This window comes from Rhodococcus sp. 320_ES (assembly GCF_059691855.1).
On sequence record NZ_JCAWAG010000006.1, the window covers coordinates 248,083 to 262,116 of the forward strand.

At 64.5% G+C, this 14,034-nt stretch carries 17 protein-coding genes; 10 read left to right on the forward strand and 7 right to left on the reverse strand.

All coding sequences use genetic code 11. The annotated features are described in order from the left end of the window. The first annotated feature begins 8 nt into the window (after positions 1-8). Complete coding sequence (locus AC59JP_RS21730) at positions 9-830, forward strand: class I SAM-dependent methyltransferase (protein ID WP_497327908.1); 822 nt, start codon at positions 9-11, stop codon at positions 828-830. Here AC59JP_RS21730 and AC59JP_RS21735 read toward each other — a convergent pair. After that, entirely contained in the window at positions 818-1,144 is a 327-nt protein-coding gene (locus AC59JP_RS21735; protein ID WP_497327909.1) for a branched-chain amino acid transporter permease, read from the reverse strand. The two genes, AC59JP_RS21730 and AC59JP_RS21735, sit on opposite strands and share 13 nt — an antisense overlap. Continuing rightward, on the reverse strand, positions 1,137-1,820 hold the full coding sequence (locus AC59JP_RS21740) for an AzlC family ABC transporter permease (protein WP_497327910.1): 684 nt from the start codon (positions 1,818-1,820) through the stop codon (positions 1,137-1,139). Before AC59JP_RS21740 ends, AC59JP_RS21735 begins: the two co-directional genes overlap by 8 nt. Before the next feature lie 80 nt (positions 1,821-1,900). Between AC59JP_RS21740 and AC59JP_RS21745 the strand changes: the two genes are divergently transcribed. The 3 genes from AC59JP_RS21745 to AC59JP_RS21755 are packed head-to-tail and all read left to right on the forward strand — an operon-like array spanning position 1,901 to position 2,946. Further along, positions 1,901-2,341 (forward strand): Lrp/AsnC family transcriptional regulator, encoded by a 441-nt coding sequence (locus AC59JP_RS21745; RefSeq protein ID WP_497327911.1) that lies wholly within the window; start codon positions 1,901-1,903, stop codon positions 2,339-2,341. Between the two features lie 16 nt (positions 2,342-2,357). Then, positions 2,358-2,534, forward strand: a complete 177-nt coding sequence (locus tag AC59JP_RS21750; protein WP_497327912.1) for a hypothetical protein — start codon at positions 2,358-2,360, stop codon at positions 2,532-2,534. A 4-nt stretch (positions 2,535-2,538) separates the two neighbouring features. After that, entirely contained in the window at positions 2,539-2,946 is a 408-nt protein-coding gene (locus tag AC59JP_RS21755; RefSeq protein ID WP_497327913.1) for a DUF6194 family protein, read from the forward strand. A gap of 406 nt (positions 2,947-3,352) precedes the next feature. On the opposite strand, the gene dnaB is transcribed toward AC59JP_RS21755, so the two are convergent. Beyond that, positions 3,353-5,992: a replicative DNA helicase gene (dnaB, locus tag AC59JP_RS21760; protein WP_497327914.1), complete on the reverse strand. Its 2,640-nt coding sequence runs from the start codon at positions 5,990-5,992 to the stop codon at positions 3,353-3,355. 520 nt (positions 5,993-6,512) lie between these two features. On the opposite strand from dnaB, the gene AC59JP_RS21765 reads away from it, so the two are divergent. Genes AC59JP_RS21765 through AC59JP_RS21775 form a run of 3 tightly spaced genes read left to right on the forward strand, consistent with a single transcriptional unit; the run spans position 6,513 to position 9,642 of the window. Continuing rightward, positions 6,513-7,160: a TetR/AcrR family transcriptional regulator gene (locus tag AC59JP_RS21765; RefSeq protein ID WP_497327915.1), complete on the forward strand. Its 648-nt coding sequence runs from the start codon at positions 6,513-6,515 to the stop codon at positions 7,158-7,160. Next, complete coding sequence (locus AC59JP_RS21770) at positions 7,157-8,050, forward strand: ABC transporter ATP-binding protein (RefSeq protein WP_497327916.1); 894 nt, start codon at positions 7,157-7,159, stop codon at positions 8,048-8,050. The genes AC59JP_RS21765 and AC59JP_RS21770 overlap by 4 nt, the downstream gene beginning before the upstream one ends. Continuing rightward, positions 8,047-9,642: an ABC transporter permease gene (locus AC59JP_RS21775; RefSeq protein WP_497327917.1), complete on the forward strand. Its 1,596-nt coding sequence runs from the start codon at positions 8,047-8,049 to the stop codon at positions 9,640-9,642. Before AC59JP_RS21770 ends, AC59JP_RS21775 begins: the two co-directional genes overlap by 4 nt. Positions 9,643-9,728: 86 nt before the next feature. On the opposite strand, the gene rplI is transcribed toward AC59JP_RS21775, so the two are convergent. The 4 genes from rplI to rpsF all read right to left on the reverse strand — a co-directional run bounded on the left by rplI (position 9,729) and on the right by rpsF (position 11,387). Further along, positions 9,729-10,184, reverse strand: a complete 456-nt coding sequence (rplI, locus tag AC59JP_RS21780; RefSeq protein ID WP_497327918.1) for a 50S ribosomal protein L9 — start codon at positions 10,182-10,184, stop codon at positions 9,729-9,731. Between the two features lie 13 nt (positions 10,185-10,197). Next, positions 10,198-10,440 (reverse strand): 30S ribosomal protein S18, encoded by a 243-nt coding sequence (gene rpsR / locus AC59JP_RS21785; protein ID WP_188542877.1) that lies wholly within the window; start codon positions 10,438-10,440, stop codon positions 10,198-10,200. 44 nt (positions 10,441-10,484) lie between these two features. Beyond that, positions 10,485-11,030, reverse strand: coding sequence for a single-stranded DNA-binding protein (locus tag AC59JP_RS21790; protein WP_497327919.1), 546 nt, complete (start codon positions 11,028-11,030; stop codon positions 10,485-10,487). A 69-nt stretch (positions 11,031-11,099) separates the two neighbouring features. Beyond that, a complete protein-coding gene (gene rpsF, locus AC59JP_RS21795; protein WP_188542875.1) occupies positions 11,100-11,387 on the reverse strand; it encodes a 30S ribosomal protein S6 in 288 nt (95 codons plus the stop codon). Between the two features lie 141 nt (positions 11,388-11,528). Here rpsF and AC59JP_RS21800 point away from each other — a divergent pair, with 141 nt between their 5' ends. From AC59JP_RS21800 to AC59JP_RS21810, 3 genes are all read left to right on the forward strand, one after another. Further along, positions 11,529-12,908 (forward strand): glycosyltransferase family 87 protein, encoded by a 1,380-nt coding sequence (locus AC59JP_RS21800; RefSeq protein WP_497327935.1) that lies wholly within the window; start codon positions 11,529-11,531, stop codon positions 12,906-12,908. Beyond that, a complete protein-coding gene (locus tag AC59JP_RS21805) occupies positions 12,905-13,480 on the forward strand; it encodes a GNAT family N-acetyltransferase (protein WP_497327920.1) in 576 nt (191 codons plus the stop codon). The genes AC59JP_RS21800 and AC59JP_RS21805 overlap by 4 nt, the downstream gene beginning before the upstream one ends. A gap of 199 nt (positions 13,481-13,679) precedes the next feature. Next, entirely contained in the window at positions 13,680-14,027 is a 348-nt protein-coding gene (locus tag AC59JP_RS21810) for a response regulator transcription factor (RefSeq protein WP_497327936.1), read from the forward strand. Positions 14,028-14,034: the final 7 nt, after the last annotated feature.

Here is a 14,034-nt window from a genome sequence, read left to right on the forward strand (position 1 = left end):
GTCGGGTCATGACACAGGTGACCAATCGGTGCCGAAACACCTCGAAGCACGCAGATCGGGCCGTGTGGAATCTCGGCGACTACGACGCCATCGCCACCGAGGTGATCCCCGAACTCGGCCGGGTGCTGACGTCCGCGTGCGACGTCCGACCCGAACAATCGGTGCTCGACGTGGCGGCCGGATCGGGCAATGCCGCCATCGAAGCCGCCGCAGCGGGGGCCTACGTGATTGCGAGCGACCTGACCCCGGAACTGTTCGTCCACGGTCGCGCTCGGGCCGAGGATCGGGGCGTCGACCTCGCGTGGCACGAGGGTGACGCCGAGGCCCTGCCGTACGACGACAACACCTTCGACGTCGTGATGTCGTGCGTGGGAGTCATGTACGCACCGCACCATCACGACAGTGCCGACGAGTTGGTTCGCGTCTGCCGGCCGGGCGGGAGGATCGGTCTGCTGAACTGGACCCCGATCGGGTTCGTCGGACAACTGTTCGCTGCCCTGAAACCCTATGCGGCGCCGCTACTGCCCGACGCACAACCTCCGCTGCTCTGGGGCAACGAGGCTCATGTCCGCGATCTCCTCGGCGACCGAGTCACCGCGATCGAGGTGACCCGAGACGCGCTGACCGTCGACGCCTTCGCCACACCCGAGCACTTCGTCGACTGGTTCACCGCCACCCACGGACCCACGATCGCCGTGTTCAAGCGGCTGATGGACGACCCCGACCGGGCCGAGTCGCTGTACCGGGAACTCATCGACCTGGCCCAGCGCTTCATGACCGACGGGGTCATGAAGTGGCAGTACCTACTGCTGACGGCTCAGAAGACGTAGTTGACCGCGACGACGTAGATGACCGTTCCAGCGATGATCGACAGCACGGCGTTCTTCTTCCACAGGTGGATGCCGACCGTCGCAGCGACAGCAAGGACCTCGGGAATGCCGTGAGTCGACGATGTCACGCTCACGTCGCGCAGTGAATACATCACCAGGATCAGCATGATTCCGGCCGGGAGATAAACACCCAGGTACGCCACCAGCGCGGACGACCGCAGTGGCCGCAGCAACGCGAACGGGAGCGCCCGCAGGCCGAAGGTAGTGGCCGCCATGATCCCGATGGCCGAGGCGAGGTAGACGGCGTCAGGCATGAACGAGTGCCCTCCGGTCCGTGGCCGCATAGCGGGCGGCGAGCAGAATCACGAACGCGCCCATGGCAATCGGCAGCATGTGTTCCGGCGAGATCATCCGGCCGACCAACCCACAGGCGACGGCCGCCGCGGGCACCGCCCAACCGCGCTGCGCCTTGATCGCATCGATGGACAAAACCACGAACAGCGCGGTCAGCCCGAATTCCAGACCGGCGAGGTGCGCCGGAATCCACTGTCCCGCAATGGCCCCCACCACGGCACCGCTGACCCAGTACCCGTGGAGGCACAGCTGCGTCCACACCATCACGCGACCGGTGAGCACTCGCCGATCCGTGGTGACGGACATCGCGTAGGCCTCGTCCGTGAGGGCGAAGACACTGTAGAAGCGGGCAAGACGGCCGTCGACCCGCTCGAGCGGGAAGCTGAGCGCGTAGAAGACGTGTCGGAAGTTGACCAGCAGTGCAGTGAGCGCGATGTAGGGCAGCGGAGTCAGTGCGGCGACCAGTCCCACGGCGACGAACTCGAGCGATCCAGCGTAGATGAACGCAGTGAAACCCAACGCCCACAACGGATTCAGACCACTCTGCACCACGAGAATGCCCAACGCGATACCCAGGGGAAAGAGTCCGATGCCCACGGGCACGGACAGGCGCACGGCTGATGCACGATAGGTCATGGCGAACAACATATAGCGAATCGCGCGGTGATAGATTGCTCGGAATGGCTCGACAGCCTGGTTTGCGCAATAATATTGCGATGGACTACCTCGACGAGGCAATACTTCACCACCTGCAGCAGGACTCCAGTCTGACCAACACCGAACTGGCGGATCTGGTCGGGCTGACGCCGTCGCCGTGCCTGCGGCGAGTGAAGAAGCTCGAAGCGGACGGCGTCATCACCGGGTACCGCGCCGTGCTCAGCGACAAGGCGCTCGGGCGGGGCTTCCAGGTGATCGTGACCGCCGAGATCATCGTCAACGACCAGAAGACGATCGAGAAGTTCGAATCGCGCATCGCCGGCTTCGAGGAGGTCATCGAATGCCACCGCCTGTTCGGCAACCCCGACTACTTCATCCGGGTGGCGGTGCGCGACCTACCGGCCTACGAGCGGTTCCTGGTCGAGAAGCTCAGTGGACTGCCGGCCGTCGGGCGGGTGACGTCGCTGATCTCGATGAAGACGATCAAGGGTGCGAACTGAGGCATGATCGGTACTCATGAGCTCCAACAACCTGTTCGGCGGGCCGCGCACCATCCTGGTGGCGATGCTCGTCGTCATCGTCGTGGCACTGATCGCCGTCGCAGCCACCTTCCTGGTCCGCGGGATCATGGGCCCACCCGAGGGCCCGCCGCCGGCGTCGGTGGTGCCGACGTCGTCGGAGCCGGCGGGGTGAGGGCGTGACCGTCGACGATATCGCCGACCTCGTCGAGGCCATGGACGGAACGCTGACACTGCGGCCGACCGAGGGCGACGGTTCTCCGGAACTCGCGTGGGGTGATCTCTTCTTCTACTACTCACCCGGCGGCTCTGTCCCCACCAGAACGCAACCGTTCGCCACGGTCGTGACCAAGAATTATCCCGACGACGACTTGTCTCGGCTCGACCGACCGGGCGCCTTCCGCGTGAACATCGCCGCCAGGAAGAGCGAATTCGATTCGCTACCAGACGCATCGGCGGACGACGTGCTCGCCGTGCACCCGACCTACGGTCGAGCGGGGTGGGTGTGCGTGGTCAATCCCGGTCCCGCGACCGAGGCCGTTGTTCGCGAGTTGCTGATCGCTGCCTATCGCGGTGCGAGAAGATAGCTCGCCCATCGCTGCATACACCACAACCTCGACCAGTCGAGAGGCCGCGACAGGTCACTGGCGAGACGGAAGCACTTTGCCCCCCGCGTCGATCTCCATGCCGTCAGCTGCTTTTCGACTTCTCAATACCTCTTGGACCTACGAGAACAGATGCGCGAGGGAAAAGAAACCGGTACGCGTCGATGACATCCTGCAATTGATGTTCAGGTCTTTCCGGATCACGATACCTCTTGTCGTTCACGGACAATCGATACAGCTCAGCGACCTTCCGGACTCCCGCACGATCGTCCTCATGACCGGGGACCCGGGGGTGCGTGCAATGCCCTCTGCGACACGAGTCAACGCGGCACCCTCAGCCATGAGATCGTTCCAGTATTTACCGTTCATTGTCGTCACCGACTTCCGTTCAGCCCCGCGCCATATCCACGAACCTGGACAGGTGAAGCTGGTGCGCCACAGTGATTGTCGCGGTCGGACCATTACGGTGCTTGCCCAGAATGAGGTCCGCTTCACCGCCGCGCGGATCGTCGCGCTCCGTGGCATCAGGGCGGTAGAGGAGGATGACCATGTCCGCATCCTGCTCGAGCGAGCCGGACTCGCGGAGGTCCGAGACCATCGGCTTCTTGTCGGTGCGCTGCTCCGGTCCACGGTTCAGCTGACAGATCGCGACCACTGGAACCATCAGTTCCTTGGCCAGAAGCTTGAGCTGACGCGAGAAGTCCGAGACCTCCTGCTGACGTGACTCGACCTTCTTGCCCGACGACATCAGCTGCAGGTAGTCGATCACGATGAGCTTGAGATCGTGCCGCTGCTTGAGCCGTCGCGCCTTCGCGCGGATCTCCATCATGGTCAGGTTGGGCGAATCATCAACGAACAGAGGCGCTTCCGAGATCTCGCTCATCCGCCGAGCAAGCCGGGTCCAGTCGTCGTCGGTCATCTTGCCTGAGCGCATGTCGCCGAGCTTGATCTTCGCCTCGGCCGACAGAAGACGCATGACGATTTCGGTGCGGCTCATTTCGAGGGAGAACATGACGCTCGCCATTCCATGCTTAATGGAGCACGAGCGCATGAAGTCCATCCCCAGCGTGGAGTTGTGCGTCGGGATCATCGAACGGCTTGCGAGGTAGAGGTGATCCGGGTTGTCGACCTCGACGCAGCGAACCGGAACGGACTCGATCGGCCGGACATCCACGACGAATCGCGACTTGGAGCGCACAGTCGTCGCCCCAGCGCGACGCTCCTTATGCAGCATGGCCTTTCGGTGCAGACCGAACACGACATCATCGGTGGAGAAGGTAAGGGTGTAGGCGGTCGACGACTCCTCGGTGTGTCCCTTGACTCTCTTCGTAGAACGCTGCACGCGATAACCGAGGCCGGCGATCAGCTCTTCGACGTCGTCGATCAGTCGCTTGCTGGTCACCGAGAACTGAGCCGAGCCACCCTGCGTCACTGTGCCGTCGGTGTCCAACAGCCCGGCAAGCAGTGCCCGGCGTTGAGTTTCCGAGGCCCGCAAATACTCGACCGGAATGTGCTTGTTGCCGAGAACGCCGATGGTGCGCAGGCGTGCCTGGACGGATCCGATGCGGTTGCGGCACTGCTGGCACATTCGAAGCCCGATGGTGCGTGTCCCACAGTGCGCACACGTCGGAGCAGGAACCGGTGCTGACATGAAACGTGCTCGCCCACCGCAGGACTGACCGCACGTCCGGACCTCGCTGGTGAACGGAATGAAGTCCTTTCCGCACACGACGCACGAGCGGCTCTCGATGGGTGGCTCCGGAGGGAGCTGAATCGAGTAGCGCAACGCGACATTGGCCGACTTCACGGCAACCAGGCCTTCGCCCTCAATTCGCGCAGCGATCTCGGGATCCGCCGATGTCAGCTGGGCGCACGCCGACGATCCGTCCCCGAGCCACGCTCCCAGCGTGTAGGGAGGGACGAGAAGGTCGCGCTCCGGCAGGTCGAGCGCCGCCGCGTTGCTGACCGAGTGGTTCAGGCGGGCGTCTTTTGTCTTGCAGCGCAGCGTCTTCGACATCTCGCCGGTGGTCTTGACTGTGGCGAACGTCTTCTGGTTCCGGGACCGGTTGTATCCGACAGCCGCCGCTTGCGCAGATTTTCTGGAAGCGCGCGTTTCGGTCAACCACTGATGCTCTTCATCCGCAACAATCACGGTGCCGTCCGAGAACTCCACCTCGTAGCAGGGGCGACCGACCATGACATCCGTCGCTGCGACGACTCGAGTCGGCTTACCGTCGGCGTCGACGAGCAGGTCACCGACTTCCACCTCAGCCATGGTGGTCCAGCCAGTCGGTGTGGGTAGGGGCGTGTCCAACGAGAGCGCCTTGCCCACGCCAGGTCGGGCCGCCACGATAATCATCTGACCCGGGTGAAGACCATTCGTCACCTCGTCCAATTCGGTGAAACCCGTTGGCACACCATTGGACATTCCGCCGCGGCTGGCAATGGAGTCGATTTCGTCCATCGTCGGTTGCAGCAGTTCTTCGAGCTGAATGAAGTCTTCGGCGGTCCGGCGTTCGGTGACCTCGTACACCTCGGCCTGGGCGCGGTCGACCACCTCGGCGACGTCCTGGCCGTCGGCTCCGGCGTAGCCGAACTGCACGATGCGTGTGCCGGCCTCGACGAGACGCCGCAGGATCGCCTTCTCGACGACGATCTCGGCGTAGAACGACGCGTTGGCCGCGGTGGGCACCGTCTGCGTGAGAGTGACGAGATAGGGCGGACCGCCGATACGGCGGAGCTCTCCGCGCCGCTCGAGTTCGGCGGAGACAGTCACGGGGTCGGCCGGGTCGCCGCGGCCGTAGAGATCGAGGATCGCGTCGTAGACCATCTGGTGTGCGGGACGGTAGAAGTCACCGGGGCGCAGAACCTCGAGCACGTCGGCGATGGCGTCCTTGCTCAGAAGCATGCCGCCCAACACCGACTGTTCCGCCGCCATGTCCTGCGGCGGCTGGCGTCCGAAATCCTCGCCCGGCGCCTCCGCCGGGCCCTGGTAATCGGAGTGCCCTCGATCGTCTACAACTGCCACCGAAGTTCGCCGCCCTCTCGCCCGATCAAGATAAGAACCGACACAATTTCGCTCGGCTGCGCGGTAGTTGTACCGCGTGACACCGACAAAACTCGGGCCCGACTCCCGAACCTCCACCCCTGCGATGGCATGCCGGAGGGACGCTATGTGGTCGATCGGAATCCCTCAAATGAGCCTGTGGATGGAGTTGGGGATCGAATGTGCATAGTGCTGGACGGTTGTGTTGACCATCTGTGGACAAACTGAGGATAACTTTTCAATTTACCCACTGATCCGCAGGTCGAAGGCTATGCGAAAAACTCGTGGACTGTGCATAGGTTGTGTCTCGGCGTGTCTTCTGAGTTGACAGCTCGGGCGTGTTGAGTAAACGGAAGCTGAACTCAAACATGATCTAGGTCACAAACTCGCTCAGATGCGTCATAGCCGACTCCAAGTATGTTCTCGCGCCCGAATCGGCTTGCCGGCGAGGTGAACAACTCGTCCTTGCGGGCATACTGAACACGCGTTTAGCATGTTGAACATGCGATCAGCCACAGCTTCGGATCCAGGAGATCTGACGACGACGGCGCGGATCCGTGACGCCGCAATCGACCGCTACGGACGTGACGGCTTCACGGCCGCTCTTCGGACCATCGCCGCCGATGCGGGCGTCAGCGGAGCGCTGATCCTGCACCACTTCGGCTCGAAGAGCGGCCTTCGTACTGCCTGCGACAACCACGTGCTCGCCCAGCTGCAGGAGACGAAAATCGAGTCGATGAGCGAGACCGGGGGCGCGTCGTTGCTCCACCGGCTCGCGGAGACCGACCACTACGCCCCCATGCTGCTCTACATCGTGCGCTCCCTGCAGTGCGGCGGCGCCGTCGCCGAGGCCTTCCTGCAGCGCATCGTCGACGACACGGTCGACAACATGCGCATCGGCGTCGAGCTCGGCCGCATCACGCCGAGCCACGATCCGCCCGCCCGAGCTGCGCTGCTGGCCCGCATGTCGCTCGGAGCTCTGCTTCTCGAGGCCACGACGTCCGACGACCTGGTACGCACCGACTTCCCCCGCTTTCTGCGCGAGTACACCGAACGATGGAGCGCTCCCACGCTCGAGCTCTACACCCACGGCGTACTCACCGATTCGACCCTCCTCGACACACTGCGACCACCGAACGAAGAGCAATGACAACCACCGCGCTCACCATCGATTCCCTCGTCAAGACCTTCGGGAAGACAAGAGCCCTCGACGGGCTGTCCATGACCGTCGAAACCGGTTCCATCGCAGGCTTTCTCGGCCCCAATGGGGCGGGCAAATCCACCACGATCCGAATCCTGCTCGGCCTCCTCCGCGCCGATACCGGGTCCGTGACGGTCCTCGGACACGACCCGTGGGCGGACTCCGTCGCGTTGCATCGCCGCCTCGCCTACGTTCCGGGTGACGTCAACCTGTGGCCCGCATTGACCGGCGGCGAAATCATCGACCTGCTCGGCCGACTGCGGGGCGGCACCGACACCGCCCGGCGGGACGAGCTTCTCGAACGGTTCGAATTGGACCCGCGCAAGAAAGCGCGGACGTATTCCAAGGGCAACCGGCAGAAAGTCGCGCTCGTCGCCGCACTGTCGGCAGACGTCGAACTGCTCGTCCTCGACGAACCGACCTCGGGCCTGGACCCGTTGATGGAGAAAGTCTTTCAGGACACCGTGGTCGACGCAGCCCGCCGGGGTACGACGGTTCTGCTCTCCAGCCACATTCTTTCCGAGGTGGAGAAGCTGTGCGATACGGTCACCATTCTTCGCGCAGGGAAGACCGTCCAATCGGGGTCGCTGAAAGACATGCGTCATCTCACGCGTACGCGATTCGACATCACCACCGAGCGGGACCCCAGCGAACTCGCAGACGCCACCGGCGTTCACAACGTCTCACGCGACGGCTACACCATGTCGTTCGACGTCGACCCCGACGCCATGGCCGACGTCGTCCGCGCGGTGTCTGCCCTCGGCGTGCGCTCACTCACCAGCACGCCTCCGTCGCTGGAGGATCTGTTTCTACGCGAGTACAGCGATGCACCGAAATGAGTTCGTACACAGGAACTGTGGAGTTGATACGGCTCGCGTTGCGCGCCGATCGAGTGCGGCTCACCGTCTGGATCGTCGCCCTCTTTCTCTACCAGGTGGCCACCACGGCGTCGGTGAAGTCCGTGTACGCCACCGCGTCGGACCGGCAGGCGCGCGCCCAGCTGATCGCCTCGCCGACCGCATCGCTTCTCGCGGGTCCTGGATACGGGCTCGACAACTACACCTACGGCGCGATGTTCACGAACGAACAGGTGCAGTACGTCATCGTCGCTGCGGTGATCCTGACCGTCACTCTCGTTGTGCGACATACCCGTCGCGAAGAAGAGACCGGGCGAGCCGAAATGCTGCGCGCCGCCGTCGTCGGATCCCGCGCAATGTTGACGTCCGCACTCGTGGTGGCCGCGCTGGCGAGCGTCCTCGTCATGGCCGCAACCACGCTCGCGCTTGCAGTCAGCGGACTCGCCGTCGGACCGTCGCTGGTCTTGGCGCTCGGAATTACCCTGACCGCGTTCACGTTCGGAACACTTGCGGCAGTCATGGTTCAGCTCACCGAGCACGGTTCGGCCGCAACGGGATACACCTTGGCGCTCGCCGCGGTCGCCTTCGCACTCCGCGCGCTGGGTGACACCCGTCGACGCGGCGGCGACGCGTATTCCTGGGCATCGCCCTTTGCCTGGGCCCAGCAGACACGCCCCTTCGTCGACCTGCGGGTGTGGCCGCTCGCGCTGTTCGCGGTGATTGCCGTCCCGGCATGCGTTGCGGCCGTGCTGTTGTCGGCCCGGCGAGACGTGGGAGCCGGAGTTCTGCCCGTGCGCCCCGGCCCCGCGAACGCCTCCGGATTCCTGGCCGGCCCCCTCGGCTTGGCGTGGCGACTGCAATGCGGGAGCGTCCTGGGATGGACGGCAGGACTTGCGTTGGCGGGTGCCGCTTTTGGAGGAGTACTGGGTGCCGCCCAGGACTCTCTGACTCAGAACTCGACCGTCGTCGACCTCTTGGAACGCTCGGGTGGTTCGATCACCGATGCATTCGCCTCGACCGTGGTGTCCATCCTGGCGCTGGCCGCCGGCGCGTTCGCCGTGACGTCGGCGATGCGTGCGGGAGGCGAGGAGACATCCGGTCGGGCCGACGCCGTGCTCACCACCGGCGTCTCGCGAACTCGGTGGGTGTGGTCCCAGCTGACGGTGACTGCCGCCGCGAGCAGCGGAATGCTTCTGCTCGCCGGGCTGACCATGGGCGTCACCGCGTCGGCGTCCACCGGGACGGCCCTGACGGGACCGGTACTCGCCGGAGCGGCCGTCCATGTGCCGGCCGTGCTCGTCGTCGTCGGCACTGCCGCTTTGCTGTTCGGGATCGGTTCCGCTGCACTGCGATCGACCGCCCTCGTGATGGCCTACGCGGCCGTCGTCGGGATTGCGGGCGTGATCCTGCGGTTGCCGCGGTGGCTCCTCGACCTGTCGCCGTTCGAGCACGTCCCGCCGGTTCCGGGCGGCGCATTGACGTGGACCCCACTCGTCGTGCTCGCGGTCGTGGCAGCGGTTCTTGCCGCCGTCGGAACGGCCCTGTTCGGGCGCCGCGACGTCCGTAACACCTGACGCCGCAGGCTGTTTCGCCACTCACGCACACAGGGCCCCGACTCGAAACGAGTCGGGGCCCTGTGTGAAGAGTCGAGCGGCGTGTATCAGGCCGCCGTGACTTCGAGGACGAACGTCGCCGTCACGTCGGGGTGCAGAGCAACCGTGATGGTGTGCTTGCCCGTCGACTTGATGTGCGACTTCGGCAGCTCGATGCTGCGCTTGTCGACGACCGGGCCACCGGCCTTCTTGACGGCTGCGGCAACGTCGGCTGCGGTGACCGAGCCGAACAGCTTGCCCGAGCCACCTGCGGTGCGGACCGCGAGCGACACGGAGTCGAGCGACTCGATGGCCTGCTTGAGCTCGTTGGCGTGCTCGAGCCCGCGCACCGCGCGAGCTTCCTGTGCGCGGCGGATGCCTTCGACCTGCTTCTGAGCTCCACGGGTCGCGGTGATCGCGAGTCCGCGGGGCAGCAGGAAGTTGCGGCCGTAACCGTCCTTGACCTCGACGGTGTCGCCGGGTGCGCCGAGGTTGTCGACGTCAGCGGTGAGAATGAGCTTCATGTTTCTCTCCTTCTCAGCGTCCGGTGGTCGCGTAGGGAAGCAGAGCAACCTCACGCGAGTTCTTGACGGCAATGGCGATGTCGCGCTGGTGCTGGACACAGTTACCCGTGACGCGGCGAGCGCGGATCTTTCCTCGGTCACTGACGTACTTGCGCAGCAGCGTCGTGTCCTTGTAATCGATCGTCGAATTCTTTTCCTTGCAGAAGGCGCAAACCTTCTTCTTGATCACCTTGTCGCGCAACGGCGGTTTAGGCATGGTCATTCTCCATAACTTGGTTCATCGAACGCATGTGTGTGAAATCAGAACGGGGGTTCGTCGTCTCCACCGCCGCGGCCGCCGCCGAAGGAGCCCGACGCCTGCGGGGCGCTGCCCCACGGGTCGTCTCCACCGGAATTGCCGCCGCCGGAAGGCCGGCTGGAACCACCCGATCCACCTGAGGAACCCGAGCCGCCGCCGAATCCGCCGCCACCACCGCCGCCACGGCTGGCCTTGTTGACCTTGGCCGTTGCGTAGCGGAGGGAGGGACCGATCTCGTCGACTTCGAGCTCCACGACAGTGCGCTTCTCGCCTTCACGAGTCTCGAACGAGCGCTGCCGAAGCCGCCCGGTCACGACCACCCGAGCACCGCGAGTCAGGCTCTCGGCCACGTTTTCCGCAGCTTCGCGCCAGATGTTGCAGCGCATGAAGAGTGCGTCTCCGTCTTTCCATTCGTTGGTCTGACGGTCGAACGTGCGGGGCGTGGACGCAACCGTGAAGTTGGCGACCGCCGCACCGGCGGGAGTGAATCGAAGTTCGGGATCGGCCGTCAGATTTCCGACGACCGTGATGACGGTCTCGCCTGCCATGGTTCCTCTTTCTGCTGAAAGTGCCGAAGGGTGTGAATGCCGCTCAGCCTAGGGCTGAGCACAGACAAATCACTTGCCTTGACGCAGAACCTTGGTGCGCAGCACCGACTCGTTGAGGCCCAGCTGACGATCCAGCTCGGACACCGTGGCGGGCTCGGCGTTGATGTCGATCACCGCGTAGATGCCTTCGGTGTGCTTCAGGATCTCGTAGGCGAGACGACGCTTTCCCCACACGTCGACCTTGTCGACCTTGCCGCCATCCTTGCGAATGACGTTGAGGAACGTGTCGAGCGACGGGGCGACGGTGCGCTCGTCCAGGTTGGGGTCGAGAATGACCATCAGTTCGTAATGACGCATAAGACCTCATCACCTCCTATGGACTGTGAAACGGTCACGGACGTTCCGTGACAGGAGGGTCGTTGCGTCAGCAACCTGCCCAGGCTACAGGGCGCACCCCTGACCAGCGAAATCGGCGAGGGGACCGGATGCCATAGTCTGATCGACATGACGCCCCGAGCATCCGGCGCCTCGGTCGTCCTCGTGACGGCACTGAGCGTGCTGACGATCGTGTTGGGGTACATCAACAAAGCTCGGTGTGCGGGCGCACCATTCGACAGCGTCGGACGAAGCATCAAGTTCGACAGCATCAAGGATTCGTCGGTCTGCTACTCCGACATTCAGTTCCTGTGGCTCGACCGCGGTATCGACCTGCACCTGTTTCCGTACCTGACCGGGGGCATGACCGCCGACGGATCACTGGTCGGCGGCGCCGTCGAGTACCCCGTCCTGAGCGGCCTGCTCATGTGGCTCGGGGGAATCCCGTCCCACACCGACGCCGAGTTCCTGTTCTACTCGGCCGTTCTGCTGGCGCCGTTCGGAGTTCTGACGGCATGGATGCTGGGGCGACTCGCCGGTCGGACCGCCCTCGTGTGGTCCGCGGGGCCCGCGCTCGTTCTGTACGCGTTCCACAACTGGGAACTTCCCGTCGTCGCAACGTCCGTCGGCGCCGTGTACGTGATGACGACGCGACTGCCGTTGCGGCTCCGATCCTCCCTTGCCGCAATACTTCTCGCGATCGGCTTCTGCCTCAAGCTCTACCCCGGCGCCTTCGTCCTCCCGCTCGCGCTGTTCGTTCTCGTGGGAGGAATCGCCGGCCGTGAGAAGCCCGCATCCGTCACCGGGCGCTACGACGTCGCCGGCGCCGCGTCGGTCGTCGGCATCGCCGCCGCCGTCGTCGCCCTCGTCAATCTTCCCTTCGCCCTGTTCGGATACGACGGATGGCGGGCGTCGTTCGCGTTCCAGCAGTCGCGGCAGGCGGACATCACGACCAACTCCATTTGGTACTGGGGACTGCGCAAGCTGTACGTGTCGGGGACCGACACTCCGTCCGTGGAGGCCCTGCACGACGCGTCGTTCCAGGACATGGTGTCCATCGCGTCGCCCCTCCTGATTCTCGTCACGTTCGGGGCAGCGCTGTGGTTCGGCTGGCGGCGATACCGCACCGAGGGCACGTATCCGTGGGTCGCGGTGAGCGCGGTGATGCTGTGCGGATTCCTGCTGTTCCACAAGGTCCACTCGCCTCAGTACACGCTGTGGCTGGTCCCGTTCTTCGTGCTGCTCCGCGTGCCGTGGTCACTCCTCGGCGCGTACCTCGTCGCCGATCTGTCCATGGGGATCGGGGTGTTCAAGTACTTCGCCGCCCTCGCGTCGGGCAACGACGCCGGCACCGAGGAACCGTTCGTCCTTTTCGGAGTCTGGGGACGGGCACTGCTGCTCTGTGTTCTGATCGTCGCCTTTGCGCGCGCTCACCCTCGCACCCTTGCCGGTCGTACGGCCGAAGTCTCGAAAGTCCAACGTGAAGAGGAGTTCTCGCGATGAGCTGGATCCCGCACACCGCCCTTCGAGGCGAGTACGTGATTCTCGAACCCCTCACGGACGAGCATGTCGACGAGCTCCTTACGGCTGCGGACTACCCCACCATTTTTGCGTGGACCGGCAGCGTGATCTCCGATCGCGAATCGGCGGCTGCGTATGTCGCGGCCGCGACGGCCGATCCGCTTCGCCTGCCGTACCTGCAGCGCGACGCGGACACCGGCGCTGCGGTGGGAACTACCTCCTACTACCAGCTCGACGCAGCCAACCGGGGACTCGCGATCGGGTACACGTGGCTGTCCACGTCGGCTCAGGGCACCAAGATCAATCCCGAAGCGAAGTTTCTGCTTCTCGAGCGCGCGTTCGACGAGCACTCCGCCGTCCGCGTCGAGTGGCACACCGACGAGCTGAACGCGCAGTCGCGGGCAGCCATAGCGAAACTGGGTGCGCAGTTCGAAGGTTTGCTGCGCAAGCACCGGCGTCGCGTCGACGGCACGTGGCGCACGACCGCCCTGTTCGCGATGACGGACGACGATTGGCCGGCCGCCAGAGACGCCCTTCGACGGCGTTTGGGCTGACGCAGGTCCCTGAGCTGCGCTAACGAGGTGCAGCGAAACGTTCCACGGGGTACGCTATTCGCGTTCGGGTTGCAGCGGGGAACCTCTTCGGTGGACCGCGCTACCCGAACTGTCAGCGGTCGGGGGATCGGAACAAGGGGGATTCGGCTTCAGCGAGCCGGGCAAGCCTTACGAACGAAAAGGTTCTACGCCTGTGTCTGTGCCGACTCCTGATGCCTTTTCACGCTTCGACGCCCCGCCGTCGCGTCCGCAACCGCGCATCCTGTCACTCGCTCCTGAGCCCAAAAGCCAGATGGCGGCCGAGCTCACGGGCCTCCCCACGCGGCCCAACCTCAGTGCACGCGAGATCGAGGTGCTGCTCGCGTGGATTCGGTGCGACTCGAAGCCCGCGGTGGCAGCATCGCTCTTTCTCTCGCTGGGCACTGTCAACACACACATGACCCGGATCCGCGCAAAGTACGCAGCGGTTGGGCGGGCCGCGCCGACGAAGGCGTCGCTGGTGGCTCGCGCTCTGCAGGACGGGCTCATCGACATCACGGAGTTGTAGCTCTTTC